Annotated in this window: 29 protein-coding genes, 1 rRNA gene and 1 riboswitch; of the genes, 3 read left to right on the plus strand and 27 right to left on the minus strand. The window is 68.0% G+C overall.

Going from position 1 to position 26,453, the window contains the following annotated elements; genetic code table 11:
* Positions 1 to 118 precede the first annotated feature (118 nt).
* A complete protein-coding gene (locus WEA29_05330; GenBank protein ID MEX2323174.1) occupies positions 119 to 400 on the minus strand; it encodes a hypothetical protein in 282 nt (93 codons plus the stop codon).
* 440 nt (positions 401 to 840) lie between these two features.
* Positions 841 to 2,380: ribosomal RNA gene (locus WEA29_05335) — 16S ribosomal RNA — on the minus strand.
* Between the two features lie 358 nt (positions 2,381 to 2,738).
* On the opposite strand from WEA29_05335, the gene tyrS reads away from it, so the two are divergent.
* Positions 2,739 to 4,019 (plus strand): tyrosine--tRNA ligase, encoded by a 1,281-nt coding sequence (gene tyrS, locus WEA29_05340; GenBank protein MEX2323175.1) that lies wholly within the window; start codon positions 2,739 to 2,741, stop codon positions 4,017 to 4,019.
* Positions 4,020 to 4,045: 26 nt separating this feature from the next.
* Positions 4,046 to 4,846, plus strand: a complete 801-nt coding sequence (locus tag WEA29_05345; protein ID MEX2323176.1) for a septum formation family protein — start codon at positions 4,046 to 4,048, stop codon at positions 4,844 to 4,846.
* Here the strand turns inward: WEA29_05345 and WEA29_05350 are convergent.
* From WEA29_05350 to rpoZ, 21 genes are all read right to left on the minus strand, one after another.
* Positions 4,835 to 5,383 carry a DNA-3-methyladenine glycosylase gene (locus tag WEA29_05350; protein ID MEX2323177.1) on the minus strand — a complete coding sequence of 183 codons (549 nt, stop codon included), beginning with the start codon at positions 5,381 to 5,383 and terminating at the stop codon, positions 4,835 to 4,837. The genes WEA29_05345 and WEA29_05350 overlap by 12 nt on opposite strands.
* Positions 5,380 to 6,282 carry an ornithine carbamoyltransferase gene (argF, locus tag WEA29_05355; GenBank protein ID MEX2323178.1) on the minus strand — a complete coding sequence of 301 codons (903 nt, stop codon included), beginning with the start codon at positions 6,280 to 6,282 and terminating at the stop codon, positions 5,380 to 5,382. Before argF ends, WEA29_05350 begins: the two co-directional genes overlap by 4 nt.
* A gap of 4 nt (positions 6,283 to 6,286) precedes the next feature.
* Positions 6,287 to 8,629: a phenylalanine--tRNA ligase subunit beta gene (pheT, locus tag WEA29_05360; protein ID MEX2323179.1), complete on the minus strand. Its 2,343-nt coding sequence runs from the start codon at positions 8,627 to 8,629 to the stop codon at positions 6,287 to 6,289.
* On the minus strand, positions 8,626 to 9,669 hold the full coding sequence (gene pheS, locus WEA29_05365) for a phenylalanine--tRNA ligase subunit alpha (protein MEX2323180.1): 1,044 nt from the start codon (positions 9,667 to 9,669) through the stop codon (positions 8,626 to 8,628). Before pheS ends, pheT begins: the two co-directional genes overlap by 4 nt.
* 43 nt (positions 9,670 to 9,712) lie before the next feature.
* The gene (locus WEA29_05370; protein ID MEX2323181.1) at positions 9,713 to 10,309 is read right to left on the minus strand and encodes an RNA methyltransferase; all 597 of its coding nucleotides are present in this window, start codon (positions 10,307 to 10,309) and stop codon (positions 9,713 to 9,715) included.
* A 125-nt stretch (positions 10,310 to 10,434) separates the two neighbouring features.
* Positions 10,435 to 10,791, minus strand: coding sequence for a 50S ribosomal protein L20 (rplT, locus tag WEA29_05375; GenBank protein MEX2323182.1), 357 nt, complete (start codon positions 10,789 to 10,791; stop codon positions 10,435 to 10,437).
* Positions 10,792 to 10,795: 4 nt separating this feature from the next.
* A complete protein-coding gene (gene rpmI, locus WEA29_05380; protein ID MEX2323183.1) occupies positions 10,796 to 10,993 on the minus strand; it encodes a 50S ribosomal protein L35 in 198 nt (65 codons plus the stop codon).
* 2 nt (positions 10,994 to 10,995) lie between these two features.
* Positions 10,996 to 11,628 carry a translation initiation factor IF-3 gene (infC, locus tag WEA29_05385; GenBank protein MEX2323184.1) on the minus strand — a complete coding sequence of 211 codons (633 nt, stop codon included), beginning with the start codon at positions 11,626 to 11,628 and terminating at the stop codon, positions 10,996 to 10,998.
* Positions 11,629 to 11,754: 126 nt separating this feature from the next.
* Complete coding sequence (locus WEA29_05390) at positions 11,755 to 12,453, minus strand: ribonuclease HII (GenBank protein ID MEX2323185.1); 699 nt, start codon at positions 12,451 to 12,453, stop codon at positions 11,755 to 11,757.
* An 18-nt stretch (positions 12,454 to 12,471) separates the two neighbouring features.
* Positions 12,472 to 12,927, minus strand: coding sequence for a 6,7-dimethyl-8-ribityllumazine synthase (gene ribH, locus WEA29_05395; protein MEX2323186.1), 456 nt, complete (start codon positions 12,925 to 12,927; stop codon positions 12,472 to 12,474).
* Positions 12,920 to 14,131, minus strand: a complete 1,212-nt coding sequence (locus WEA29_05400; GenBank protein ID MEX2323187.1) for a bifunctional 3,4-dihydroxy-2-butanone-4-phosphate synthase/GTP cyclohydrolase II — start codon at positions 14,129 to 14,131, stop codon at positions 12,920 to 12,922. Before WEA29_05400 ends, ribH begins: the two co-directional genes overlap by 8 nt.
* Positions 14,128 to 14,721, minus strand: coding sequence for a riboflavin synthase (locus WEA29_05405; protein MEX2323188.1), 594 nt, complete (start codon positions 14,719 to 14,721; stop codon positions 14,128 to 14,130). Before WEA29_05405 ends, WEA29_05400 begins: the two co-directional genes overlap by 4 nt.
* A complete protein-coding gene (gene ribD / locus WEA29_05410) occupies positions 14,721 to 15,782 on the minus strand; it encodes a bifunctional diaminohydroxyphosphoribosylaminopyrimidine deaminase/5-amino-6-(5-phosphoribosylamino)uracil reductase RibD (GenBank protein ID MEX2323189.1) in 1,062 nt (353 codons plus the stop codon). The genes WEA29_05405 and ribD overlap by 1 nt, the downstream gene beginning before the upstream one ends.
* 48 nt (positions 15,783 to 15,830) lie before the next feature.
* A riboswitch (FMN riboswitch) is annotated at positions 15,831 to 15,960 on the minus strand.
* Between the two features lie 89 nt (positions 15,961 to 16,049).
* Entirely contained in the window at positions 16,050 to 16,979 is a 930-nt protein-coding gene (locus WEA29_05415; GenBank protein MEX2323190.1) for a response regulator, read from the minus strand.
* Positions 16,976 to 17,638 (minus strand): ribulose-phosphate 3-epimerase, encoded by a 663-nt coding sequence (gene rpe, locus WEA29_05420; GenBank protein MEX2323191.1) that lies wholly within the window; start codon positions 17,636 to 17,638, stop codon positions 16,976 to 16,978. The genes WEA29_05415 and rpe overlap by 4 nt, the downstream gene beginning before the upstream one ends.
* A 233-nt stretch (positions 17,639 to 17,871) precedes the next feature.
* Complete coding sequence (locus tag WEA29_05425; protein MEX2323192.1) at positions 17,872 to 18,675, minus strand: polyphosphate kinase 2 family protein; 804 nt, start codon at positions 18,673 to 18,675, stop codon at positions 17,872 to 17,874.
* Positions 18,676 to 18,706: 31 nt separating this feature from the next.
* Positions 18,707 to 19,627: a methionyl-tRNA formyltransferase gene (gene fmt / locus WEA29_05430; protein MEX2323193.1), complete on the minus strand. Its 921-nt coding sequence runs from the start codon at positions 19,625 to 19,627 to the stop codon at positions 18,707 to 18,709.
* Complete coding sequence (gene def, locus WEA29_05435; GenBank protein ID MEX2323194.1) at positions 19,627 to 20,127, minus strand: peptide deformylase; 501 nt, start codon at positions 20,125 to 20,127, stop codon at positions 19,627 to 19,629. Before def ends, fmt begins: the two co-directional genes overlap by 1 nt.
* Before the next feature lie 174 nt (positions 20,128 to 20,301).
* Positions 20,302 to 22,056, minus strand: a complete 1,755-nt coding sequence (locus WEA29_05440; protein MEX2323195.1) for a hypothetical protein — start codon at positions 22,054 to 22,056, stop codon at positions 20,302 to 20,304.
* On the minus strand, positions 22,023 to 23,204 hold the full coding sequence (gene coaBC / locus WEA29_05445) for a bifunctional phosphopantothenoylcysteine decarboxylase/phosphopantothenate--cysteine ligase CoaBC (GenBank protein ID MEX2323196.1): 1,182 nt from the start codon (positions 23,202 to 23,204) through the stop codon (positions 22,023 to 22,025). Before coaBC ends, WEA29_05440 begins: the two co-directional genes overlap by 34 nt.
* A 4-nt stretch (positions 23,205 to 23,208) precedes the next feature.
* Complete coding sequence (gene rpoZ / locus WEA29_05450; protein ID MEX2323197.1) at positions 23,209 to 23,436, minus strand: DNA-directed RNA polymerase subunit omega; 228 nt, start codon at positions 23,434 to 23,436, stop codon at positions 23,209 to 23,211.
* A 287-nt stretch (positions 23,437 to 23,723) separates the two neighbouring features.
* Here rpoZ and WEA29_05455 point away from each other — a divergent pair, with 287 nt between their 5' ends.
* A complete protein-coding gene (locus WEA29_05455) occupies positions 23,724 to 24,485 on the plus strand; it encodes a cytidylate kinase family protein (protein MEX2323198.1) in 762 nt (253 codons plus the stop codon).
* On the opposite strand, the gene mihF is transcribed toward WEA29_05455, so the two are convergent.
* From mihF to efp, 4 genes are all read right to left on the minus strand, one after another.
* Positions 24,471 to 24,788 (minus strand): integration host factor, actinobacterial type, encoded by a 318-nt coding sequence (gene mihF, locus WEA29_05460; GenBank protein ID MEX2323199.1) that lies wholly within the window; start codon positions 24,786 to 24,788, stop codon positions 24,471 to 24,473. The genes WEA29_05455 and mihF overlap by 15 nt on opposite strands.
* Positions 24,789 to 24,876: 88 nt before the next feature.
* The gene (locus tag WEA29_05465) at positions 24,877 to 25,512 is read right to left on the minus strand and encodes an orotidine 5'-phosphate decarboxylase / HUMPS family protein (protein MEX2323200.1); all 636 of its coding nucleotides are present in this window, start codon (positions 25,510 to 25,512) and stop codon (positions 24,877 to 24,879) included.
* A 4-nt stretch (positions 25,513 to 25,516) separates the two neighbouring features.
* Positions 25,517 to 25,891 (minus strand): transcription antitermination factor NusB, encoded by a 375-nt coding sequence (nusB, locus tag WEA29_05470; GenBank protein ID MEX2323201.1) that lies wholly within the window; start codon positions 25,889 to 25,891, stop codon positions 25,517 to 25,519.
* A complete protein-coding gene (efp, locus tag WEA29_05475; GenBank protein MEX2323202.1) occupies positions 25,888 to 26,448 on the minus strand; it encodes an elongation factor P in 561 nt (186 codons plus the stop codon). Before efp ends, nusB begins: the two co-directional genes overlap by 4 nt.
* Positions 26,449 to 26,453: the final 5 nt, after the last annotated feature.

Raw genomic sequence — 26,453 nt, forward strand, 5'->3', positions numbered from 1 at the left:
CTAGGTAGCTGTTGGGGCTCGAGGCCCCGGTTGCTCCTTAGAAAGGAGGTGATCCAGCCGCACGTTCCCGTACGGCTACCTTGTTCACGTGGTTCCCCATGTCGCCATGGGGCGTGGACTATATCTTCATCCTGGTATGCATCTGCTGACGCTTCCTCGGATGCCATGATCCAACGACGGCCATGAACCGTCGATGTGACCCTGCTCGGACGTAGAACCTCCAGTAGTCGGGATCGACCCGGCTACTCGGGTTGTGGATCACGCCACAACGGATGTTCACGCCCTCGAGGATCTGGACCACGGCTGCGAGGCTGTCGCGGTTCTTCTGACCGAATTGGAAGTAGAGCCTCGCTCTACCGTCTCTCGGCATCCCGCCCTCGGCGTCGAAGTATCCGCGCACGTAGTCGATCCCTGAGGATGATTTAGCGCAACGGATCTCGTCGCCTCGGGCCAGGAAAGGTGCTGTGGTTTCCAGCACCCAGAATCGCCGCAGCTTGCCTTCTCGGTAGACCCAACTCGAGTGACCGAGCCGTGCCAAGCAGAACTCGAGCACAGTCAGCCATCTCCGGTCGGCCTGTCCGAACCGAAAGGTCCGATGCAGGCGACTGTTGGTTCCATCGTGAGCGGCGCCCTGGAGATAGGACTCCAGGCCCTCCGCGTCAGCAGCCAGGAGCTCGGCGTGTAGTCTCTGAGGGGTCAAGGCAACACCCGAGGGCGGGTGTGCCCGACTTCCCTGCTGATTGTCCGCACCGGGTGGATTTTCACTTCCCATGCTTGCACCCTATGTAAAGGGTGTGACACGGGTGAGTACCAACCGGATACTCGGGGTTCCCAGCATACAGCCGAGTTTGTGTCGCTCGCCGTTACCGGCGAGAGGTCGCAAATGGTTTACGACTTCATCCCAATCGCCGACTCCACCTTCGGCAGCTCCCTCCCCGAGGGGTTAGGCCACTGACTTCGGGTGTCTCCGACTTTCGTGATGTGACGGGCGGTGTGTACAAAGCCCGAGAACGTATTCACCGCGGCTTTGCTGATCCGCGATTACTAGCGACTCCAGCTTCATGGAGTCGAGTTGCAGACTCCAATCCGAACTGAGACAGGCTTTAAGGGATTGGCTCACCCTCGCGGGATCGCGACCCGTTGTACCTGCCATTGTAGCATGCGTGCAGCCCTGGACATAAGGGGCATGATGACTTGACTTCGACCCCGCCTTCCTCCGAGTTGTCCTCGGCGGTCTTCTATGAGTCCCCGGCATTATCCGCTGGCAACATAGAACAGGGGTTGCGCTCGTTGCGGGACTTAACCCAACATCTCACGACACGAGCTGACGACAGCCATGCACCACCTGTCATGGACGCTTTCGCACACCATATCTCTATGGTTTTTCCCATGATGTCAAGCCCAGGTAAGGTTCTTCGGGTTGCATCGAATTAAGCCGCATGCTCCGCCGCTTGTGCGGGCTCCCGTCAATTCCTTTGAGTTTTAGCCTTGCGACCGTACTCCCCAGGCGGGGTACTTAATGCGTTAGCTACGGCACGGCAGATGTCAATGACTCCGCCACACCTAGTACCCAACGTTTACGGCTAGGACTACCAGGGTCTCTAATCCTGTTTGCTCCCCTAGCTTTCGCTCCTCAGCGTCGGTGTCGGCCCAGAGAGCCGCCTTCGCTACTGGTGTTCCTCCCGATATCTGCGCATTTCACCGCTACACCGGGAATTCCACTCTCCTCTACCGAACCCAAGCCACAGCAGTATCGACCGGCGTCCCGGAGTTGAGCTCCGGGTTTTCACGGCCGACTTGCTGAGCCGCCTACGAGCTCTTTACGCCCAATAAATCCGGACAACGTTCGCCCCCTACGTATCACCGCGGCTGCTGGCACGTAGTTGGCCGGGGCTTCTTCTGGAGGTACCGTCACTTTCGCTTCGTCCCTCCTGAAAGGGGTTTACAACCCGAAGGCCGTCATCCCCCACGCGGCGTCGCTGCATCAAGCTTTCGCTCATTGTGCAAAATTCCCTGCTGCTGCCTCCCGTAGGAGTCTGGGCCGTGTCTCAGTCCCAGTGTGGCTGATCGTCCTCTCAGACCAGCTACCCGTCGAAGCCTTGGTGAGCCGTTACCTCACCAACAAGCTGATAGGGCGCGAGGCCATCCCGGAGCAGCGGACTGTTTCCTCGGCCGGCCATGCGGCCATCCGAGGACATCCGGTATTAATCCAGGTTTCCCTGGGCTATCCCGGTCTCCGGGGCAGGTTCCTCACGTGTTACTCACCCGTTCGCCACTAGGTGACCACCGCCGGTTACCCGGTGATGGTCCCTCGTTCGACTTGCATGCATTAGGCACGCCGCCAACGTTCGTCCTGAGCCAGGATCAAACTCTCCAACGAAAGATCGAGGGCCCGAAGGCCCACAATCCTCAAGTTGTTCGAGTTTGTGTGCGAGGGGTTGGCCAAACCGCACCCTCGCGGCTGACATCAGTTGTTGTCTGATGCTTACTCGAGTACGAATGCTCTCACGACGCGACAGAAAAACCCATCGGACGTGAGAGGCTAAAACTGGCTTTTGGCACATTGTTCAGTTGTCAAGGAGCCAGGACCACTCCTGCGGCATGCGCGACAGCGCTGGGGCGCGGGAGCGGACGCAATCGTAAACCAACGTCTACGACTGTGCAATTCGGCCAACCTGGTCCCCGGCTGAAGCATTCCCGTCTCGGCGGCCGCGACCGAGCCACTACCCTGCCCTGCCGTGGCGAACCCACTCGACACCCTCATCGAACGCGGCTTCGTCCAGGACGTCAGCGACCGCGATGCCCTGCGCGACCTGCTCGACGAGGGCCCCACGACCTTCTACTACGGCTGCGATCCCACGGCGAGCGCACTCCACATCGGGAACCTGGTCGGCCTCATGGCCATGGCGTGGCTGCAGCGGTCCGGACATCGGGCCATCGCCCTCGCCGGTGGAGGGACCGGCCGCATCGGTGATCCGTCGTTCCGCGACGACGAGCGCCAACTGCTCCCCGAGGAGACCATTGCCCACAACCTCGATCGGATCCGGGAGCAGATGGGACGGCTCATCGACATCGAAGACCCGAGCCACGGGATCCTCGTCGACAACCACGACTGGCTCGGCGCACTGGGCCTTCTCGACTTCCTGCGCGACGTGGGCAAGCACTTCTCGGTCAACCAGATGATCGCTCGCGAATCGGTGCGTCGGCGCCTGGAGGAGAGGGAGCAGGGCGTCTCCTTCACCGAGTTCTCGTATCAGCTCCTCCAGGCCTACGACTTCGCCCACCTGCACGCCGCAGAGGGATGCATGCTCCAGATCGGCGGGTCCGATCAGTGGGGGAACATCACCGCCGGCATCGAGTTGACCCGGCGCCTCCACGGCGCGCGGGTTCACGGATTCACCTGGCCGCTCATCGAGCGGTCCGACGGCAAGAAGATCTCCAAGTCGACCAACACCGATGCCCCCGTGCTCGCCGCCGACGAGACGAGCCAATACGCCTTCTACCAGTGGTTCTTCAACGTTCCCGACGCCGACGTCGACCGCTTCCTTCGCCTCTTCACCTTCCTACCCCTGGACGAGATCGCCGGCCTGGTGGCCGCCGGTGAGACCGACCCGTCGGCGAGGACGCCGCAGCGGACCCTCGCCGAGGAGATCACCCGCATCGTCCATGGCGAGGACGGCCTGGCGGCGGCCCGGAACGCCACTGAGATCCTGTTTGGCTCGGAGCCGTTCATCGGACTCGACGAACGGACCATCAACGATGCGTTTGCCGCCGCCCCGTCGGTGACCCTCGACCGCGGCCTCCTCGGCTCGATCGGACTCCTGGAGCTCATGGTGCAGGCCGGAGCGGCCGCTTCCAACGGCGAGGCCCGACGCCTGGTGACTCAGGGCGCCGTTCGGATCAACAACGCCCCGGTGGAGGAGCCCACCACCACCATCACGGAGGCGCACCTGATCGGATCAGACGCCGTCGTCATCCGAACGGGTAAGAAGACCTATCACCTCGCTAGGTTCCGTTGAAGGGGGCCGGCCCCCTCCTCGTCCCCGTGGCCCTGGTCGTCGTCGCCTGTGGCCCGCCGGGCCCGACGCGTGATGCCAACGGCGCCATCATCGAGGCGGCTGGGATGCCCAGCGGCGACCTCCGCAAGGGAGACTGCTTCTCCGTGCCGGGCGGACTCTCGGGAGGGGAGATCGAGCGCGTCGACGGCGTTCCCTGCGCCGACGATCACGACTTTCGCGTCGTCGGTGTGGTGGAGGTGACCGGTGACGGTCATCCCGGCCAGTCTGCCCTCGACGGGCTCGCCCTGGATGCCTGCCCGGCTGCCTTCGAGAGCCGCGTCGGTGCTCCCTTCCACGACTCCGAGGTGGCGATGATCTGGCTGACCCCGACCGGCGACTCGTGGCGCGCCGGGGCTCGGACGATCCAGTGCATCGTGAGCGATCTCGCCACACCAACCCGTGACGACACCGGCGCCATCGTCGCCGCCGGCGAGAGCACCGTGTTCGGCCTGCGCCAGGGTGACTGCTACGACGACCCGACGACGGCGGATGGGCTGACCATCACCGCGGTGCCCTGTGCCGAGCCCCACGACAACGAGATGTTCCACCGCTTCACGCTCCCGGCGGGCCCCTTCCCCGGTGACGACGCCCAGACCGACATCGACGCCTCGTGCCTGGAGGCCTTCGAGGACTTCACCGGTGCCCCGCACCGTGCCACGCCTCTCGAGTTCTTCACCGATTGGCCCACCGAGCAGCTGTGGGAGATGGGCGACCGGGACATCCACTGCGTGCTGTTCGCCTCGAACGGCTCGAAGCTCACCGGCTCGATGGCCGGCTCAGGAGCCTGAGAGGAGGAACCTCCAGGGTCGGTCGGTCGCACGGGAGATGCCGATCCGAGGTGTTGCCGTCCAGGTCAGATCCGGTTGAGGAACGCCGACGATCGACACCGGTCCGTCGAACACCGACGATCCATCGAGGTCTCCACTCACGCCGAGCGCCTGGGTGAGGCGTCCCGGCCCCCGCGCCAGGACGTCGGACCTGCCCCGTCGCTCCACCATCGTCGCTTCGCCCTCCACCGGTTTCCCGCCGCGTAACAGCACGGCCGACGCCACCCCCTCGGGGCCGATGACAACATTCATGCACCAATGGATCCCGTAGCTGCGGTATACGTACAGCGTGCCAGGCGGCCCGAACATGCTGCGGTTCCGCGCTGTCGGCCCACGGTGGGCGTGGCTCGCAGGGTCATCGGCGCCGCCGTAGGCCTCCAGCTCGGTGATGACGACGGCGACGACCTTCCCACCGCTTCGGGACTCCAGCCTGCGCCCGAGCAGGCCCTGCGCCGCCGTCACGACCGGGCCGCTCAGCAACCGCTCGAGCTCGGTCACCCCGTCAGATGGAGGAGCAGCGCCTTGAAGGCGTGGAGACGGTTCTCTGCCTGGTCGAAGACACGGCTGCGCTCGTGGTCGACCACGGCGTCGGTGACCTCTTCCTCCCGGTGCGCCGGCAGGCAATGCAGGAAGATCGCCGTCGGCGCCGCCAGCCCGAACAACGCCTGGTCGACCCGGTAGGGGGTGAACAGCGAGCGACGCTCGGCGGCCTCGGCTTCCTGGCCCATTGACGTCCACACATCGGTGTACACCGCGTCGGCGCCGCGCACGGCCTCCGCGGGATCCGCCATCACTTCCACCTGCCCCCCATCGGCGGCAATGACCCTCGCCTCGTCCACCGACCACGCCGGCGGCTCGTAACCCGAGGGCGACGCCACCCGCACCCTGGCGCCGAGCGCCACTCCGGCGATCATGAGCGAGGTACACACGTTGTTGCCGTCGCCGACATAGGCGATCGTCGACCCTTGGATCGGTCGGTTTTCGGCGATGGTCTGCATGTCGGCGAGGGCCTGACACGGGTGCTCCAGATCGGAGAGCAGGTTGATCACCGGGGCCGCAGCGTGGGCGGCGATCGTGTCGAGGTTGCGGTGATCGAACACCCGGAAGGCGAGGACGTCGAGATACCGGTCGAGGACCCGGGCCACGTCCTCCACGGCCTCCCGGGCACCGAGTCCGACCTCGTCCTGCTTGAGCACGATCGGCACGCCCCCGAGATCCGTGGTCGCCACCTCGCACGACACCCTCGTTCGCGTCGACGGCTTCTCGAAGAACAGGCCGACCCGAAGGCCACGGCGGCTGCCGGCGACGCGATCACGGTCGCGCTTCACCTCGGCGGCGAGATCGACGAGGTGCCGTATGCCGTCGGCGCCGAGGTCGCCGACCTTTACGAAGTCCACGAGTTCACCCTCCCCTGAGTCGTCCGTCCAGTGATGCCGCTACCGCCGACGCAATGGTCCCGCGCACCGGAGCCAGTTCGTCATCGGTGAGCGTCCGCTCCATGTCGCGAGCGGTGAGGCGCAGACCGATGCTCTTGCGCCCCTCTGCAAGCGGCGGGCCGGAGAACACGTCGAAGACCACGACCCGCTCTATCAGAGGCCCGGCCGACGACCTCACCTCGTCGAGGAGCCGGGCAGCGGGCGCGTCCTCGGGCAAATCGAAGGCGAGGTCGAAGACGACCGGCGGCATCGGGCTGGGGGGCACGAACGGTGCCGTCTCGCCGAGCAGCGCCAGCAACTCGATCTCGCCGGCGACCACCCGGTCCGCCAGGTCCCATCGCAAAGCCACCGACGGGTGCACCTCGCCGAAGTAGCCAACGGTGCGTCCGTCCACCCGGACTTCGGCGGCGCGGCCCGGGTGCAAGCCGGGCACCCGAGCGGCGACGATGTCGGCGCGCACCGCGGCCTCTGCCAGCAGTCGATCGACCAGGCCGGCTGCGTCGGTGGCATCACGCCCACCCATCGCGGCGAACCCCACCATGTGGGGCTGGTCGGGGAGCTCGCCAACGCCGCGAACAAAGACACTGCCCACTTCGAACAGCGAGGCCGTCCGTTGACCGCGCGCCTGATTGGTACCTAGCCCACCGAGGAGACCCGGCAACAGGGTCGTGCGCAGGTAGGCGTGCTCCTCGGACAAAGGGTTACGGACCCGGATCGGCTGAGCCCGTCGATCATCGTCCGGGAATCCGATGGCTTCGATCGCATCGTCGTCGACGAAGTCGAGAGAAAGCACCTCGTAGTAACCGGCGCCGACCAGCACCTGACGCACCTGCCTGCGGAGGCGCTCCGCGGGCGGCAGGCCGGCTCCCGGACCGCGCGGGAGCCGTGCCGGGATGTGATCGAAACCGTGGATCCGGGCCACCTCCTCGACCAGATCGGCCGGCCGGGCGACATCGGGCCGATACGACGGGACGGTCACCGTGAACGGATCGGACCCTTCGACGCCGAACCCGAGCGCGGTGAGGATCCGCTCGATCTCATCCGGAGAGACCGTCACCCCCAGCAGCCGTTCCACCTCGGTCGATGCCAGGGTGACCGGTGGTGTCACAGTGCGTTCTGCGACAACGTCGATGAGGTCGCCGGCCACCTCGCCCCCGGCATGCTCCAGGATCAAGGCGGTGGCACGGGCCGAAGCGAGCGGCGGGAGCTCGGGATCGACCCCGCGCTCGAACCTGGCGAGCGCCTCGGTGCGGATGGCGTGATGCTTCCCGGTGAACAGGACCCGGGCGTGGTCGAAGTGGGCGGCCTCGAGGACCAGGGAGGTCGTGCCCTCCGTCACCTCGGAGTCCTCACCTCCCATGATCCCGGCGAGACCCAACGCCACCGAAGCGTCGGCGATCACCAGGTCGTCGGCTCGCAGCGTCCGCTCCTCGCCGTCCAGGGTGCGCAGCACCTCCCCGTCGGCGGCGCGCCGCACCACGATGCGGGTCTCCGCCAGGCGGTCGCGATCGAACGCATGAAGGGGTTGCCCCACCTCGAGCATCACGTAGTTGGTGATGTCGACGACGTTGGAGATCGGCCGTACGCCGAGGCTTCGCAGCCGAAGCCGCATCCACAGCGGAGCCGGCCCGACGCGGACGCCGGTGATCTCCCGGGCCGTGAAGCGTGGACAGCCATCGGCATCGTCGACGCGTACGTCCACCGAAGCCGCACCCGCCGATGGCACGACCGGCATCTCCGGGGTGCTGGCTGCAACGCCGAAATGGGCGGCAAGATCACGGGCCAGACCGTAGGTGGACATCAGGTCGGGACGGTTGGAGGTGATCGCGACGTCGAACACGACATCCGGCAGTGGGACGATGCTCGCCAGGTCGGCTCCGATGGGCGCCTCGCTTTCGTCAAGGACGAGGATGCCGTCGGCATCGTCGCCGATACCGAGTTCACGCTCCGAACAGATCATGCCGGGAGACGGCACGCCCCGGATCTCCTTCTCCCCCACCTCGAAGCCACCCGCCAGAATCGCGCCCGGCGGCGAGTACGCCACCGTCGCCCCCACATCGAAGTTCCAGGCCCCGCAGATGAGCGTGACCTCGCGACCACCGACGTCGATGGTGACCACCCTGATGCGGTCGGCATCGGGATGCGGCTCGATCGCCGTCACCCTGGCCACCACCACGCCGCGGAACGGCAACTCGAGGTGGTCGATCTCCTCCACTTCCACACCGATGGAGTCGAGTGCCGCTGCCACCTCGGCCGGGTGCTCGGGGAGATCGACGAACTCGCGCAGCCAGCTCAGCGAGGCCCTCATCGGAACTGCTCCAAGACGCGCAGGTCGGCATCCCACAGATGCCGGATCTCGGGGATGCCGTGACGGGCCATGGCGAGGCGATCGATCCCCACGCCGAAAGCGAAGCCGCTCACCTCGTCGGGATCGTGACCGGCCGCGCTGAGCACGTAAGGATCGACCACACCACAACCGAGCAGCTCGATCCATCCCTTGTTGCTGCAGGTGCGGCAGCCCGATCCGTCGCACAGGTGGCACGACATGAACAGCTCGGCACTGGGCTCGGTGAAGGGGAAGAAGTGCGGGAGGAAGCGGATCCGTCGGCCCTTGCCGTAGAGCGCGTCGATGAAGTGCTGCAGGGTGCCCTTGAGGTCGGCAAAGCTGAGGTCCCGGTCGACGGCGAGGCCCTCCATCTGGTGGAACACCGGGCTATGGGTTACGTCGAGCGGGTCGCGTCGGTAGACCCGCCCCGGGGCGACCACGTACACCGGGGTTGGATGCTCCTCCAGCCAGCGCACCTGCACCGGGGACGTCTGGGTGCGCAGCAGGACACCTTCGGGGTCGTCGCCGTAGTCGAGGTACAGCGTGTCGCTCTCCAGCCGTGCCGGATGCCAGGGCGGCGTGTTGAGCGCATCAAAGTTGTGATAGGCCGTCTCGGCTTCAGGACCCGACGCGACCGTATACCCGAGGGCCACGAAGATGTCGACGATCTCGTCCCACATCGCGTGCACCGCATGCACCGTCCCGCGTGGCGGCACCCGCCCGGGCAGGGTCAGGTCGAGCGACTCCGAAGCGAGCCTTCCATCGATGGCAGCCCGCTCGAGTGTCGCCCTGCGTTCTGCGACCAACGCACCGAGGTGTGTGCTCACCTCGTGGACGGCCCGGCCCAACTCCCGCCGGGTTTCCTCATCGGCCGCCCGAAGGGAACGACGCGCCACCGCGACCGCCGACTCCGGGCCGAGGTACTCGTCCTCGATCCGGTCGAGGTCGGTGATCGACCTGGCGTCGGCGACGGCTACCTCAGCGGCGTCGGCGGCTTCTCGGAGGGTGTCGGGCGTGGTCATACGAGCGCAGAGGTTAGGACGCTCGGAGGTTCCCCGGCGCTCATCACGATCGCAGGGCGTAGGCCAGAATCGACCCGGCGACCGCGGCATTGAGGCTCTCAGAGCCGGACGACATCGGGATCGTGACCCGAAGGTCGGCCGCCACGACCACGTCGTCGGGCAGCCCGTGTGCCTCGCTCCCGATCACCAGAGCGATCGCCTCGGGCCCTCGGACCGGTGCCACTCCCCCGCTCGCCACCGCCGCCAGGACACGCCGACCGCCGGCACGCAGCTCCTCTATGGTGTCGGCGTTACCGATCGCGGTTCGAAACGATGCACCGGCGGCCGCCCTGACCACCTTCGGCGACCACGGGTCGGCGGTGTCGGGTCCGCAGACGAAGCCAAACCCGAAGGCGGCGGCCGTCCTGATGAGCGTTCCCACGTTGCCCGGGTCGCCAACACCCCAGGCCACCAGCAGGTCGCCCAGGTCCGGGATGACGGATACCGGGACCACGGCAACCGCAATCGGTGCCTGTGGGGTGGTGGTGGTGGCGATCCTCGCCACGACCTCGTCGGCGACCGTGACCACCCGCGCCTCGCCGTAGTCGGCGAGATCGCCCTCGAGCGTGAACACGGTCTCGAGCGGGAACCCTGCGGTCAACGCGTCGCCGACCGCGTGGGGGCCCTCGATGAGGAACCTGCCGGACTCGGCGCGCCGGCGACGATGGTGGAGTTGTCGCGCCGCGGCGACGAGTGCGTTGTGGACCGACGTGATCGGGCCGTCGGCTATTTCGCCGCGCCCGTCGCCGTCTTCACCAGGTTTCCGAATGCATCCGGATCGGACACCGCCATCTCGGCCAGCATCTTGCGGTCCACCTCGATCTCGGCCTGCTTGAGGCCGGCGATCAACTGCGAGTACGTGGTGCCGTGCTGCCGGGCAGCGGCGTTGATCCGGGAGATCCACAACCGCCGGAAGTCGCCCTTGCGGGCACGCCGGTCGCGGTAGGCGTCCTGCATGGCGCCCATGACCTGCTCGTTGGCAGCCCGCAAACGCCTGCCGCGGGCACCCTTGTATCCCTTGGCGCGCTCCAGGATGACCCGACGGCCCTTCTTGGCGTGTACCGATCGTTTGACTCGTGCCATGGTGCTACTTCCCCAACATCTTCTTGACCCGCGGCTCGTCCACGGAAGACACGATCTTCGTCCCCTTCAGGCGACGCAAGCGACTGCTCGACTTGTTGCCCGCCACGAGGTGGGAACGGTACGCCTGCCGGCGCTGGATCTTGCCCGAGCCCGTGACCTCGAAGCGCTTGGCGGCTGACCGCCTCGTCTTCTGCTTCGCCATCTCTACTCCCCTTCTCCGGCGGAGTCGGCCTCCGCCTTGGCGGCGGGTGCCTCCCGCTGCCGCTTCTCCGGCGCAAACGACATGGTCATGTTGCGCCCCTCCAACTTCGGGCCCATCTCGACCGAGCCGTACTCGACCACCTGTTCGGCTAGTTTCCGCAGGATCCGCTCGCCGAACTCCGGGTGGGCCAACTCCCTCCCCCGGTACATCATCGTGACCTTGACCTTGTCGCCCTCGCTGAGGAACTCGATCACACGCCGCTTCTTCACGTCGTAGTCGTGGATGTCGATCTTCGGGCGGAACTTCACTTCCTTGACCACGGTTCGGGTCTGCTTCTTTCGGGCTTCACGCTGCTTGACCGACTGCTCGTACTTGTACTTGCCGTAGTCCATCAGTCGGCAGACAGGGGGTTTGGCGTCGGCGGCGACTTCCACCAGGTCCAGTCCCAGCTGGCTGGCCAGATAGCGCGCCTCGTCGATGGCGAGGACTCCGATCTGGCTCCCATCCGGTGCGACCACGCGCACCTCCTTGGCCCGAATCTTGTCGTTGACCCTCAGTTCCTGGGCTATCTCGACCTCCCGATCGTCGCGTCCACTACATGAAAGAGACGGCAGCGGCTGCCGTCTCTGCGACAAGACCTCGGCTCACCGTCGGTGGCCGGGTGGGAAGCAGCGCCTCCTCTTTCGTATTCAGTTGCGCCACAGTATACGGCCAGCACCACTAGTGAACACCCTCGTCCGACCGAGGATTCCCGCCGTGCCTCAGAAGAGCCGTTCCTGGCCGTGACGATCGGAGCGCTCAATGCCTGCCCACATCAGACCGTCCATGAACACCCATGATCGCCGGTGAATGGTGCTGGGGCCGTATGCCTGGAGGGCAGCTCGATGCTTGGGATCGGGATACCCCTTGTTCGAGTCGAATCCGAAGTGGGGGAAGTGGAGCGCCTCGTCACGCATGATCCGGTCGCGGATGACCTTGGCCAGGATCGAGGCGGCGGCGATGGAGAGACACCGGGCGTCGCCCTTGACCACCATCGTCGTCGGAACCCCGTCGACGAAGTCCCAACGCCCATCCACCAGGACCCGGTCGGGGCGCACGTCGAGCGCTTCCATGGCGCGGGAGGCGGCGAGGCGATGCGCCGCCGACATCCCGAGATCGTCACACTCCTCCGGCGAGGCATGGGCGACCGCCCAGGCGTCACACCAGTCGGCGATCCGGTCGAAGAGCGCCTCGCGCTCGCCTTCCGTCATCATCTTCGAGTCCCGAACTTTGTAGACCCGCCGATCCTGAGGGATCACCGCGACGCCGACCGTGATCGGCCCCGCCCAGGCGCCGCGGCCGACCTCGTCGACGCCCCCCACGTGTGCCGCACCCGCATCCCAGAGTTCCCGTTCCGCCGAGAGCGACGGCGAGGCCCGCTTCAGGGAAGGTCGGAGTCGGGGTACGGACGCTGCCGGCACAGCCCAAGGTTACCGGGATCAGTCGTTCGGACCGGGAGAGGCCTCTCGCAGCGAGGCGACGACGCGGGCCGCTTCCACCGACGCCCGGGCCGCCTCGGCCCCCTTGTTGCCGGCTCCGGGGCGGCTCCGTTCGACGGCGTGGGCGATGTCACGGACGGTGAGCAGCCCGATTCCGACGGGACGCCCGCTGGCGATCGACACCTGCATCAGCCCGGCCATGGACTGCGTGGCCACGTGGTGGTAGTGGTCGGTCTCCCCCTCGATGACCGCCCCTAGGGCGACGACGCAGTCGTGGCCGGCGTCGACGAGGGCCCGGGCGATGACGGGCAGCTCGAGCGCCCCGGGAACCTCGACCACGGTCGGCTCGGTCACACCGAGCCGCTCCAGTTCGTCGAGTGCGCCCCGGCGAAGCCCTTCGGTGATGCTCCCGTTGAACGTCGACACCACGACGCCCACCCGCAACCCGTCAGACATCGGACTCCTTTAGCAGGTGGCCCAGCTTTGCGGCCTTCGTCCGCAGGTAGTCGCGGTTCTCCGGCGTCGGCTCGGTCTCGAGCGGGACCCGATCGGTGATGCTCAACCCGAAGCCCTCCAGCCCGGCCCGCTTCGTCGGGTTGTTGGTGAGCAGCCGCATCGAACCGACGCCGAGGTCGGCGAGGATCTGCGCGCCGATGCCGTAGTCGCGAGCGTCGGGCGGAAAACCGAGGCTCACGTTCGCCTCGACCGTGTCCTGGCCCTGGTCCTGGAGCGTGTAAGCCGCCAGCTTGTGCAGCAGTCCGATGCCGCGGCCCTCGTGGCCGCGCAGGTAGACGACGACCCCGGTACCTTCCACCGCGATGCGCTCCATCGCCAGATCCAGTTGCATCCCACAGTCGCAGCGGCGGCTGCCGAACACGTCGCCGGTGAGGCACTCGGAGTGCACCCGCACCAGCACGTCGTCCGTTCCCTTCACGTCCCCCTTGACCAGAGCGATGTGAGTGGCACCGTCGACCAACGACTCGTATCCGACCGCCCGAAACTCACCATGGCGGGTCGGGATGCGGGCCTCGACCCGACGCCGGACCAGCACTTCGCTCTGACGACGGTGGGCGATGAGGTCGGCGATGGTGATGATGACGATGCCGTGCTCCTCGGCGAAGGCGAGCAACTCGGGGAGCCGGGCCATCGAACCGTCCTGGGAGACGATCTCACACAGGACACCCGCTGGGTAGCGACCGGCGAGTCGAGCCAGGTCGACCGACGCCTCCGTGTGTCCGGCGCGCCGGAGCACGCCGCCCTCCTGGTAGCGCAGCGGGAAGATGTGACCGGGCCGGGCCAGGTCCGACGGCGCGGTGGTCGGATCGATGAGTGCCTGGATGGTCGCCGCCCGATCCCCCGCCGAGATCCCGGTGGTGGTGCCGTCGGCGACGTCCACCGACACGGTGAAGGCCGTCCGATGCGAGTCGGTGTTCTCGGTGACCATCAGGGGCAGGCGGAGCTCGTCAAGGCGCTCCCCGAGCATCGGGACACAGATGAGACCCGACGTGTGGCGCACCATGAAGGCGATGCGCTCGGGTCTGGCCGCCTCGGCCGGCAGGATGAGGTCGCCTTCGTTCTCGCGGTCGGCATCGTCCACCACGACGACGAACTCGCCGCGGCGGAACGCCTCGATGGCTTGCTCGACGGTCCCGAAGCTCATCGCCTCGCCTCCAGCATCCGTTCCACGTACTTGGCCACGACATCGACCTCCACATTGACCGCGTCGCCCGGCGCCAGGGCCCCGAGCGTGGTCACCGCGAGCGTGTGCGGAATCAACGCCACCTCGAACCCGTCGTCGTCGACGGCGGTGACGGTGAGACTCACCCCGTCCACGGCGACGGAACCCTTAGAGGCGACGTAGCGGGCAAGGCCACCGTCGAGTTCGACCCACACGCGCCTCGCCTCGCCGTCGACGACCACCGACCGCACCGCGCCGACGCCGTCGACATGACCCTGGACGATGTGGCCGTCCAGACGCCCCGACGCGGCGAGCGGGCGCTCGAGGTTGACCGCGGCACCCGCCTGAAGCGAGCCGAGACCGGTGTGGCGCAGGGTCTCGGCCATCGCCTCCACCTGGAAGGACGGGGGCGAAACCGCCACCGCGGTGAGGCAAACCCCGGAGACGGCAATCGAGTCGCCGACCGAGAGGTCGCTGGCAGTGGCGCCACCCTCGATCCTGAGCCGGGTGAGCCCCTCTGCCGGATCGATGGCGACGACCCGGCCGACTTCGGTGACGATGCCGGTGAACATCAGGCGGCACCCACGAGGGCTTCGATACGAACGTCGGGACCGATCCGATCGACCGAGACGATCTCGATCCGGCGCAGGGCGTCCATCGACGGGAATGTTCCGCCGACTGCCGGACGACCGACGCCACCGGCCACGGCCGCTCCGACGTACCAGACGATCCGGTCGACCAGCCCGCCGCGCAGCAGGGAGCCGGCGATCGTCGGGCCCCCTTCCACCAACAGGTCGACGATCCCCCGGCCTCCCAGGTCGTCGAGGACTCCCCCCAGGTCGACGCCTCCCGGTCCGGGCAGCTCGATGACCGTGGCCGTATCCGGAAGCTCGAGGGGTGTCTGTGCGTATACCAGGCACGGTCGGGTGAAGACACGCGCCGTCGGGTGCAGCGCGCGCTCACCGGCGACGATCACCGGGAGCGGGCGATCGCCGGGGGCGTCGGGCCCGCGGGCGGTGAGTCGCGGGTCGTCGAGGAGCACGGTCCCGGCACCGACCAATACGGCGTCGGCGGATGCCCTGAGGCCGTGCACGTCGGAGCGTGCCTCCTCGGAGGTGATCCACTGCGAGCCGCCGTCGGCAGCACCCGCCTGCCCGTCGAGCGTGGCCGCCATCTTCAGGGTCACCCGGGGACGGCCGGTCCGCCGGTGATGGAAGTACCCGGGGTCGAGCGCCTCGGCGTCGACGCCGTCCACGCCGACCACCACCTCGATGCCCGCCGCCTCCAGGGCGGCGACGCCGCGCCCCGCCACGCGCCGGTCGAGGTCGAGGGCGCCGATCACCACCCGATCGAAACCGGCGGCGATCACCGCCTCGGTGCAGGGCGGGGTGCGCCCGTGATGGGAGCAGGGCTCGAGGGTGACGACGAGGGTCCCACCGGCCGACCGTTCGGCGGCCTCCGCCAGTGCCACGGCCTCGGCATGTGGTTCACCGGGTCCGACATGGGCCCCACGCCCGACGACCTCCCCCGATGGGGCGACCACGACGGCGCCGACGCGCGGGTTGGGATGCGGCCAATGGCGCGCGGCGAGGCCGATTGCCTCGACCATGAGCGTTCGATCGTCTGTCCTCATCGCATCCGCTCCTCGTGGGGCACACGAGCGCGCGGGCGCGCCAGACGTGCCCCTCTCCTCTCATCCGGACTATCACCGTCGGCTCCGGTATTCCACCGGATCGGCCCCCGACGCCGTCGTCGGGGGTTCGCGGGCTCTCACCGCCGGTAGGGACTTGCACCCTGCCCCGGAAAGGGGGTTCTAAAGAGAATGTTACCTGTTGCCCGTTGCCCGTTAGCCATGAGGACCCGGCAACTGGCAACTGGCAAGTGGCAACGGCGACCTGGCCTAGCTCGTACGGCGGTCGATCCGGTAGGAGGAGCCGGGGTCGGACTTGGCGGCCTTGCACATCTCGGAGGCGACCGCCGACATCTCCCACTCGTTGCTGAACGAGCGGCGCTCGTTGGTGGCGATTCCCAGCGAGAACGAAACGATCGGGAAGGCATGGCGCTCGCCGCGGCGGTCGAGGACCTCCACGTAGCCGCGCAGCGCGTCTGCCGGGTCGTAGAAGTCGAGGACGCCGTCGTCGAACCGTTCGATGACCTCCTTGCAGAACTGCTCGGCCACCGTCGGGTTCATGGCCATGACGAAGTCGTCGCCGCCGACGTGCCCGATGAACACCGTGGGATCTCCGGTGGTCCGCGCCGCCTCCACGAGGACCTCGGCGATGAACCGGATCACCTTGTCGCCGCGCATGAACCCGTAGTGATCGTTGAACGCCTTGAAGTTGTCGAAGTCTCCGTGAACCACCGCCAGCGGCCCCCCGGCGGCCACCCGCCGCTGGAGCTCGTCGGCGATGCGGAAATTCCCCGGCAGGCCGGTGAGGGGCGACAGGTCGCGCATGGAACGCACCCTCCGCAGCACCGACCCGACGCGGGCGACGAGCTCCTCCAGATCGAAGGGCTTGCTCAGGTAGTCGTCGGCGCCCCCGTCGAGGCCACGAACCAGGTCGGCGACCGTCGACTCGGTGGTGAGCAGCACGATCGACACATTCGTGGTGCCCGGCGTCGACCGGATCTCCTGCATGAGCGTGTGGCCGTCGACGTCGGCCAGGGTGAGATCCAACAGCAGCAGGTCCGGCGTGGCATCGGCCAGGAAGGCGCGCGCGGCAGCACCGTCCCCGACGATGTTCACCGTGTGGCCGGCCTCGGTGAGGCCGGCGGCGACGTAGTCGGCGAGGTCCTTGTCGTCGTCGATGACCAGGATGCTGGCGCTCATTCCTCTGCTTCCGCTGCGGCGCGCAGCCGGGCGATCGCGTCCACCGGGTCGGGCGATCCGAAGATCGCCGTGCCCGCGACGAACACGTCGGCGCCGGCGCGGCGCGCCATACCGATCGTCTCGGGGGTGATGCCCCCGTCTACTTCGATATCGGTCGCCAAACCGCTCGAGTCAATGAACTTTCTCGCTGCCTCCACCTTGGGCAGCACGTCGGGGATGAACGACTGGCCGCCGAACCCGGGGACCACCGACATCACCAGGAGCACATCGCACAGCTCCACGAAGGGTTCCACCGCCTCGAAGGGCGTGGCCGGGTTGAGCACCAGCCCGAAGCGGAGGCCGAGGTCCCGCGCCCTCGCCGCAGGCACCGACGGGTCGGGATGCACCTCGATGTGAACCGAGACCGTGGTCGCACCGGCATCCGCCAGCGAGCCGAACAGCGACACCGGATTGGTGACCATCAGGTGGCAGTTGAACGGCAGGTCGGTGACGGTCCGCAAGGACTCGATCACCGGCATCCCGAACGACAGGTTGGGCACGAAGTGGCCGTCCATGACGTCCAGGTGGAATCCCTCCACGTGCGGCTCCACCAACGACACCTGTTCGCCGAGGCGTGTGAAGTCGGCGTTCAGGATCGAGGGAGAGATGGAGAGAGCCACGCGCCAGAGGTTACCGCCAGAGTGGTCAGTGGTCAGTGGTCAGTGGCCAGGACGCTTAACGCTCAACGCTTAACGCAAGAGGGTGTTAGTTCTGGCGTTGAGCGTTACGCGTTGAGCGTCATTCCGAGAGACGCGGAACGCTCAACGCTCAACGCAAGATCTCCACTTCTCCGGCGTTGAGCGTTAAGCGTTGAGCGTTCTTCCCAGGGACGCGTGAGGCTCAACGCTCGCGGTCACTCAATAACCACCTGACTGAGGTCCTCGTCCGACTCCGGATACTCCATTCCCAGACCTTCGAGCGTGTCGACGAGGGTCTGGGCCACCACCACGTTGCGATACCACTTGCGATCGGCCGGGACCACGTACCAGGGCGCCCATCCGGTCGAGGTGCGCTCCAACACCGCCTCGAAGGCGGCGGTGTAGTCATCCCATCGGGCCCGCTCCGCCAGGTCGCCGGTGTCGAACTTCCAGTGCTTGTCGGGGTCATCGAGTCGGGCCTGGAGGCGCTCCTTCTGCTCATCCTTGGAGATGTGCAGATAGAACTTGACGATGGTGGTGCCCTCATCGGCGAGCAGGCGCTCGAAGGCGTTGATGTGGTCGTAGCGCCTGGCCCACACCTCCTCCGGGACCAGCCCGTGGACCCGCACCACCAGGACGTCCTCGTAGTGGCTCCGGTTGAACACGACGATCTCACCATTGCCCGGCACCTCCGAGTGGACGCGCCACAGGTAGTCGTGGGCCAGTTCGATCGGCGTCGGTCGCTTGAACGAGGCGACCTTCACCCCCTGCGGATTGACCGGTGAGAACACCGCGCGGATGGTGCCGTCCTTGCCGCCGGTGTCGAGAGCCTGGAGCACGACGAGGAGACGGTGGCGGCCCTGGGCGAAGAGCAGCGTCTGAAGCTCCGCCAGACGAGCGGTCAGGTCGGCGAGCGCCCGTCGAGCCTCCTTCTCGCCGCCGTCGAACCCGGGGGTGCCCCGGGTATCTATCGACGAGAGGTCGACCGGGGCGCCCGGTGTCATGCGGTGGACGTCCATGCGCCGAGGCTAGCCCTGCCCGGGCCCGGCCTCACGGACGCTCGAACCGCGCCGTGGCCCCGCGACGCCCATTCATCCAGGCCACCGCATCCATGGGCGCCTTGCCTTCTGGCTGGACCGTGATTAGGCGCAGGGCGCCCCCGACGGCCCCGAGCACCGCGTCGCCGTCCCTGAGTTCGACTGTCCCGGGGGCCGGAGGATCGGCGTCCATGGGTGAAGCGCTGAGCACCTTGAGCCGGGCGCCGTCGACCATCCCCCACGCCCCCGGCCGGGGGTGGAAGGCCCGGATCGCCCGGTCGATCGCGACATGGCCGTGGCGAGCGGGGTCGAGAAAGGCCTCCTCGACGCTCACCTTCGCCGCCGCGGTGGCCAGGGCGTCTTCCTGTGGCCTGGCGCTGAGGTCTCCGGCCACGAAGGCGGTGAGGTGATCGGCTACCAGGGAGGCGCCGGAGCCCGCCAGCCGGGCGGTGAGCGTCCCGGTGGTGTCGGTTGGTCGGATCGGCATGACCGACGTCGCCAGCATCGGCCCGGTGTCGAGCCCTTCGTCCATCACCATGAGGGTGACGCCGGTTTCGGTGTCGCCGGCGAGCAACGCACGGGTGACCGGACTGGCACCGCGCCACCGGGGCAGCAGCGAGAAGTGGACGTTGACGAACCCCGCCACGGGCATCGCCAGGATCCGTCCGGAAACGATGCGCCCGTATGCGGCAACGACGGCGACATCGGACTCGGACTCGGCGACGGCCTCGCCGAGCTCCGCTCGGTTCGTCGGTGTCCGGACCGGGATGTCCCAGGCCGTGGCCGCTTCCTCGACGGGGGACGAGTCCACCCGCAGCCCGCGGCCCCGGGGCCGAGCGGGTTGCGAGATCGCCATGACGACCTCGCTGATGCCTAGGAGCGCGGCGAGCGTCGGCACGGCCTCCTCAGGCGTGCCGACGAAGACAGTGCGCATCAGGTGCTCCTGTCGACTGCGGCATCTTCTCGGAGCTCGCGCAGCGCCTGCTTGCGTTCCCGTCGCCCCAGGTGTTCCAGCAGCACGATCCCGTCGATGTGGTCCAGCTCGTGCTGGAGGACGCGCCCGATCAGCTCGTCGCCCTCGTAGACGACCTCGTCGCCGTGGATGTCCAGACCGCGCGCCCGGGCGAAGGCGGGGCGCGTGATCGGCCACCACCTGCCGGGCACCGAGAGGCAGCCCTCCTCGAACTCGTGCTTCCCCGACGTGGACTCAATCACCGGGTTGACCAGGTGCCGGGGTCCTTCACCGGCATCGAACACGACGACCCGCAGCAACACCCCCATCTGCGGAGCGGCCAGACCGACACCGGGCGCGGCGTACATCGTCTCCACCATGTCGTCGACGAGCCGGGCGAGGTCGTCGTCGAAGCGCTCGACCGGCGCCGCCTTCATGCGCAGCACCGGGTCCGGGAAGACACGAATGGGAAAGACGGCCACGGCCCGGGAGGCTACCGCACGAATCGGTGACCGCCTCAAGGCGGTCACCGAAGCCGCCAGCTACCAGCTACCAGCACAGAAGCCCTGAGACCGGGCCCTCGTCTGGCTGGTAGCCGGTAGCCGGCAGCCGGTAGCTGGCAGCTGGTAGCTGGTAGCGGCGCCCGTAGCGCGCCGTCACAGGTCGATCGGGTCGGCATCCAGGCGAATCCGCACCCCGGCCTCGCGCCACTCACCGACCAGTGGCCGGACCACCACCTTGGCTGCCCCCAAGTCCGGACCCTGGACATACCAACGGGCGGTGTCGTCGACGACGGTGGGACCGTGGACCACCGCCCGCCCCCCGATCACCTCGCCCAGCTGGCTCCGACGCTCCGCGGGCAGCCCCGAGGCCTCGACGACCATGACTTCCCCACCGGGCGGGAATCCGAGCGCGGCACGCCGGCGGCCTTCGTCGCCGAGGAACTCGATCGCATCACCGCGCCGCAGCGCCTTGATCGCCGGATGGTCCGGTTGCAGCGTCTGCACCACGGCGCGGCGGCCGCCACCGCTCCCGGCCGACAGCACCGCCCGGGCGATGGTGCGCAGACCGTCCTCGGCGGCGCGGTAGTTGGGTGCCATGACGAAACCGTCGGCATCGGGCACCACGGCGAGGTCCACCGTCAGCCCGACCAGGTCGCGCTCGGTCCCGACGGTCACCGCACGACCGTCCCCGCGATCTCCGACCCGCTGTTCCCCCACCAGTCGGCCAACCTCGGCCACCAGGCGGGGGATGCCGCCGGAGAGCGGTTCGAACCGTTCGCCGCCACACCCGGCGCAGGCACCGTTCACCGCACCGCAGCGCTCGCAGGTGGCTCCGGTGCCCGGAGCCGCCTCACACTGACCGCAGCGCCGCAGGAGGCGGCATCGGGCACACCGCTGGGCGCCGCCACGCCGATGGGTGAGGACGAACACCCGCCTGCCGTCTGCGACCGCCGCTCGGATGGCGGCAGCGGTGGCACGAGCGAACGTGCCATCACCCGCCTCGGCAGCACCTCGATCCACCACCTCGACGAGACCCCATGCCCGCCCGGCGCGCACCACGGTTCCGGCGGCCGCCAGGGACTCGGGGGTCGGCACCGCGCCGGTGACGATGGCGGCGAAGCCCTCGGTGCGGGAACGCCTGAGCAGCAGGTCACGAGCGTGGACCGTCGGCATCGCCTTCTCCTTTAGGCCCCGCCGTCCGTCGTCCAGGACGATGGCAGCTCCCAGCGACGGGGGTAGCCACCAGGCGACGTCTCGGGTTCCGATGATGAGCCGCCCCGGAACCGTCGCCGCCTCCACCCAGCTGCGGGTGAGCACCGCTGCGCTCAAATGGGACGAACCGACGACGATCGGCAGTCCGCGGTCACCCAGGTCGTCGATGAGCGCCTCGGCCTCGGGCCACGTGGGCGCCACCACGACCACTGAATGGCCATCACCGAGGAGCGGCGCCGCCGTCTCGCGCACCAGGGGACCCCACGGAGCGGGGGCGGCGTGGACACTCACCGACCCGGTGGGCTCGGATCGAAGGGCTGCGTTCGGCGCCGGCCGGCGACGGCCCTTAGGGAGGTTGGGTGGGGTGGCTTTCGCCAGGACGGTCGCCAGCGGGGCCACGTAGTGCTGTGCCGTCCACCTCAGGGTGTCGAGCAGGGCGGCATCGAACACCGCCACCTCACCCGACCTCCCAATGAGCGAACGGATACGGCGTGCCTCCGGGGGTTCGGCGGGGCCGACCACCCACCCGCGCACCCGTCGTCCCCCGAGCGGTATCCGAACGATGTCGCCGACACCCACGGAGAGCCCGTCGGGAACGGCATAGGCGAAACCGTCGTCGACGGCGAACGACGGGACGTCGGGGACGACGCGGACGATCGCCGTCAGATCTGGCGTGCCTCGATGATCCGGTCCCACAGTCGGGAGGCTACGGCCTGCTTGGTCATCAGCGGCCACGCGTCGACCGAGCCGTCCGGAGTGATGAGCGACACGATGTTGGTCTCGGTCCCGAACCCGGCGCCCGCTGTGGTGACGTCGTTGGCCACGAGGAGGTCGACGCCCTTCTCCTTCGCCTTCACCACGGCACCGTCGAGGGACCCTGTCTCGGCGGCGAATCCCACCAGGAAGGGCCGCGGTGACATCTCCGCCACGCCGGCGAGGATGTCCGGCGTCGGCCCCAGATCCACCACGGGCAGCCGGTCGGCTCGATGCACCTTGGCCTCGGCCGGGTCTACCGGCTTGAAATCGGCGACGGCGGCGGCGAGCACGGCCACGTCGCACCTCGGAGCCTGCTCCCAGACCGCTTCAGCCATCTCGTCGGCGGTCTCGACGGGGACGACTTCCACCAGGGAGTGTTCGGCGCCCGCCACGGTGGTCACCAGGATCACCCGGGCGCCACGCCCGGCGGCCTCCAGGGCAATGGCGTTGCCCATCTTCCCGCTGGAGCGGTTGCCGATGTAGCGGACCGGGTCGATCGGCTCCCGGGTGCCACCGGCGCTGACCAGGACGGTCCAGCCGGCCAGGCTCCCGGCGCCGAGCGTCTCCTCGAGGGCGACCACGATGTCCTCCGGCTCGACCATGCGGCCCTCACCCACGTCGCCTCCGGCGAGGGCACCGGACACCGGTCCCGCGAGCACCACGCCGTCGGCCCGCAGCGTCGCCGCGTTGCGCTGGGTGGCAGGGTGCTCCCACATCTCGGTGTGCATCGCCGGCGCGACCACCACCGGACCCGTGAAGGCGAGCACCGTCGCCGAAAGCAGGTCGTCGCTCTGGCCGTTGGCGATCCGGGCCATGGTCGCCGCGGTCGCCGGCGCGATCACGATCGCATCGGCCCACCGAGCGAGCTCGGTATGAGGGCTCACCGAATCGGCACCGAAGAAGTCCGTCGCCGGGTGCCGACCCGTGATGGCGGCGAGGGTCTGGGCACCGAGGAACTGGAGCGAGGACCGGGTCATCACCGGTTGCACGATCGCCCCGGCCTCGACGAGACGGCGGGCGAGGTACGCAGCCTTGAAAGCTGCTACTCCCCCGCTGACCCCCAGGACGATCCGACGACCGTCGAGCATCGGGCTACTCGCCGCTGTCGACGACGACCTTGTCGGCAGCGATCTCCTCGAGGGCGATCGAGAGGGGCTTGTCGGACAGCGAGTGCACCTGCGGCGGGATGTTGCTGCCCATGCCGTCGCCGAGCTGGTTGAAGTACGAGTTGATCTGCCGGGCACGACGTGCCGCCAGCACCACCAGGGTGAAACGCTCACCGGTGCGGGCTAGGACGGTCTCGATGGGAGGCTCGATCATTGGGACAATCCGTGGGTTGGGGTCGGTGACGAGTATATGCGACCGGCGGCCGCAAGCAGTCGTTCACCGATCAGCGACAAACGCTGAGGCGTTCGGGTTCGAGTGGCGTCACAACGCTCAACGCTCAACGCAAGACGCGTGACCGTCGGCTACCAGCTACCGGCTACCCGCTACCAGCTACCGGCCACTAGATACCAGATATCACATACCGGTACCAGCCGGCGACGAAGGGGTGAGCCGCGAACCTCAGCCAGGTGATTGCTGATGACCTGACATACTGCGATCGCATGCCAGCCGATCTTCAACACCCCACCGTCGTGTCCATCGCCGGCCACGTGGGCAGCGGAAAGAGCGCCACCGCCCGAATCGTCGCCGAGACCCTCGGATGGAGCCACCTCTCCACCGGCGAGATGTTCCGACAGATCGCCGGCCGGCTCGGCATGACCGTCCTGGAGTTGAATCGCCACGCCGAGACCGACGGCTCGATCGACGAGGAGATCGACAGCTACCTGCGGGGCCTCGCCGGCGTGGCCAGTGATGTGGTCATCGACTCACGCATGGCCTGGCACTTCGTTCCCGAGTCGCTCAAGGTGTTCCTCCTGGTGGATCCCATCGAGGGGGCCCGGCGTGTCCTGCGGGCTGGCCGAGCCGATGAGACGTATGCCACCCTCGAGGACGCCGCCGCGGCGAACGTCGCCCGCATGGCCGCCGAGGCCGAGCGATATCACGATCTGTACGGGGTCCGGCGCGACGATTGGCGCAACTACGACCTGGTCATCGACACCACCGACGTCGCCAAGGAGGCCGTGACCACCCGCATCGTCGCTGCCGTCATCGGACCGCCCTCCGAGCGTTCCGGGGTATGGCTCGCCACCCGCCGCCTCCGTCGCAATGGTGCGATCAAGACCGGCGACACCGTTGAGGTCGACATCCGCGACGGCTTGGGCTCGGTACGCCGCGGCTGGGACCTCGTGGAGCATGCCCGGGCGGCGGCCGAACCCCTCATCCGCTGCCGGCTCGTCGGATACGAGGGATCACCCGTCGACTGAGCGTGCCTCGGCCACCAGGCGACGGCGCTGGTCGACGTCGAGGGTGCCGATCCGCTCGAATTCGGAGATCCCGAGCCGCGCCAGCAGCCGAACCGTCCTGATCTTACCTAGCGCAGGCACCGCGGTGAGCACACTCTTGACCTTCAGGGCAGCGATCAGATCATCGTCCGTGTCGAGCAGCACCTCGGCGATGGTGATCTCTCCGGCCTGAAGAGACCGGCGGATCTCAGTGCGGCAGGCCCGCAACGCGGTGACGCGGGCGAGCACCGATGGGCGAACGTCGTCGACGGGACTCTCGGACACGCTGCGACTCTACGGGGGTGAGCGAATAGGTCGCTGGCTTCATCAGGTTTCGGCTTGCAGCAAGCCGAAACCTGATCCCGGGGCGAGCCTATTCGCTCACCCCCGACGACGCCGTGGCGATGCCGCCGACCAGGGCCGATGGGGCGACGACCAAGTCGGCGGCGCGTCGTCGGGCCTCGTCGATCCCGGCGAGCGACGAGATACCGATGGCGACACGTTCCAGTTCGGGAGCCGCCTGAGCAACCACGCCGAGGTCGCCGAGGGTGACGAGCACGCCCGACGCACCCGCGGCCAACGCCCGCTTGGCGAGCCGGGACACCACGGCGCCCCGCGAACGGCCGAGTCCCAGCACTGCAGCCCTCGCGTCGTTGACCCCGGGATCCAACGATGCCGCCACGACCGTCGCGCCCGATGCCGCTGCCGCCGCGACTGCTGCCTCCATCGCGCCCTCCTCCACGACGGCGTGGACCGCGATCCGCCGTGCTCCGTACTCGGCGAGGCGCCCTGCGGCGCGTCCGACGACGTCGGGGGTGCCGTGGATGGCGAACAGCGTCGTCACCTCCCCGATCCTCGCCAGCGCTCCCACCACTCCGGGACCCGGACCGAGGAGGAGGTCGGCGCCAACAGCAAAACCATCCACCGCCCCGCTGATCCGGTCCGCCTCGCGCACCGCGTCTTCGGCGATCCGTGCCGTCAGCAAAGCAACCAGGCGACCGTTACCCACGGTGTCACTCCCGATCGCGCTCGGCGGCGAGCTTGGACAGGACGCCGTTGACGAAGGCGCCGCTACGAGCGGTCGAGTACGTCTTGACCAGGCGCACCGCCTCGGCGATCACGACGGGCACCGGGACCTCGGGGCGACTGCGCAACTCCCAGAGGGCGATGCGCAGGACGTTGCGATCGACCGGCGGCATCCGTTCCACCCGCCACCCCGTCGACGCTGCGCCAATCGCTTCATCGAGCGACTCACGAGACCCCCACACACCGCTCACGATCGCCGCAGAGCGCTTCGACAGCCCCTCCAGGGTCGGTATCGCCTCCCGGCGTTGGTCGGCCTCGTAGAGGGCGTGAAGCGCCGCTTCCCGGTGGTCCTGGGGGGTCACGACACCCGGGTCATGTATTCGCCACTTCGGGTGTCCACCTTGATGCGATCACCCTGCTCGACGAACAGCGGCACGTTGACCACGAGGCCGGTCTCGACGGTGGCCGGTTTGGTCCCGGCCGACGACCGATCGCCCTTGACACCCGGTTCGGCGTGGGTCACTTCGAGTTCGACCGAGGCGGGGAGCTCCAGACCGATCGCCCTCCCGTCGTACATGGCGATACTGGCGCCGTCACCTTCCTTGAGGAAGGACGCCGCCGACCCGACCTCTTCGTCCCGCAGCACCACCTGGGCATAGGTCTCGCCGTCCATGAAGTGAAACCCCGTGTCGTCGCGGTACAGGAACTGATGGGGACGACGGTCCACGATCGCCTGGTTGACCGCCTCGTCGGCCCGGAAGGTGCGGTCGACCACGGCACCCGACTGGAGATTCTTCAGCTTCATGCGTACGAATGCCTTGCCCTTGCCCGGTTTGACGTGCTGGTACTCGACGATCTGGAACAGGCCGTCGTCGAGGTCCAGCGTCATGCCCGGCCGAACGTCGTTGGTGGAGATCATGACCA

The sequence above is a fragment of the Acidimicrobiia bacterium genome (assembly GCA_040902765.1).
Taxonomy (GTDB): Bacteria; Actinomycetota; Acidimicrobiia; order Spongiisociales; family UBA11373; genus DATKBG01.

Bases quoted from the DNA above. Each gene is read 5' to 3' on its own strand.
- pheT (MEX2323179.1), bottom strand. From the start codon at position 8,629: ATGAGGGCCTCGCTGAGCTGGCTGCGCGAGTTCGTCGATCTCCCCGAG.
- pheS (MEX2323180.1), bottom strand. From the start codon at position 9,669: ATGACCACGCCCGACACCCTCCGAGAAGCCGCCGACGCCGCTGAGGTA.
- rplT (MEX2323182.1), bottom strand. From the start codon at position 10,791: ATGGCACGAGTCAAACGATCGGTACACGCCAAGAAGGGCCGTCGGGTC.
- rpmI (MEX2323183.1), bottom strand. From the start codon at position 10,993: ATGGCGAAGCAGAAGACGAGGCGGTCAGCCGCCAAGCGCTTCGAGGTC.
- ribH (MEX2323186.1), bottom strand. From the start codon at position 12,927: ATGTCTGACGGGTTGCGGGTGGGCGTCGTGGTGTCGACGTTCAACGGG.
- WEA29_05400 (MEX2323187.1), bottom strand. From the start codon at position 14,131: ATGAGCTTCGGGACCGTCGAGCAAGCCATCGAGGCGTTCCGCCGCGGC.
- WEA29_05405 (MEX2323188.1), bottom strand. From the start codon at position 14,721: ATGTTCACCGGCATCGTCACCGAAGTCGGCCGGGTCGTCGCCATCGAT.
- ribD (MEX2323189.1), bottom strand. From the start codon at position 15,782: ATGAGGACAGACGATCGAACGCTCATGGTCGAGGCAATCGGCCTCGCC.
- WEA29_05415 (MEX2323190.1), bottom strand. From the start codon at position 16,979: ATGAGCGCCAGCATCCTGGTCATCGACGACGACAAGGACCTCGCCGAC.
- WEA29_05425 (MEX2323192.1), bottom strand. From the start codon at position 18,675: ATGGACGTCCACCGCATGACACCGGGCGCCCCGGTCGACCTCTCGTCG.
- fmt (MEX2323193.1), bottom strand. From the start codon at position 19,627: ATGCGCACTGTCTTCGTCGGCACGCCTGAGGAGGCCGTGCCGACGCTC.
- coaBC (MEX2323196.1), bottom strand. From the start codon at position 23,204: ATGCTCGACGGTCGTCGGATCGTCCTGGGGGTCAGCGGGGGAGTAGCA.
- rpoZ (MEX2323197.1), bottom strand. From the start codon at position 23,436: ATGATCGAGCCTCCCATCGAGACCGTCCTAGCCCGCACCGGTGAGCGT.
- WEA29_05455 (MEX2323198.1), top strand. From the start codon at position 23,724: ATGCCAGCCGATCTTCAACACCCCACCGTCGTGTCCATCGCCGGCCAC.
- efp (MEX2323202.1), bottom strand. From the start codon at position 26,448: ATGATCTCCACCAACGACGTTCGGCCGGGCATGACGCTGGACCTCGAC.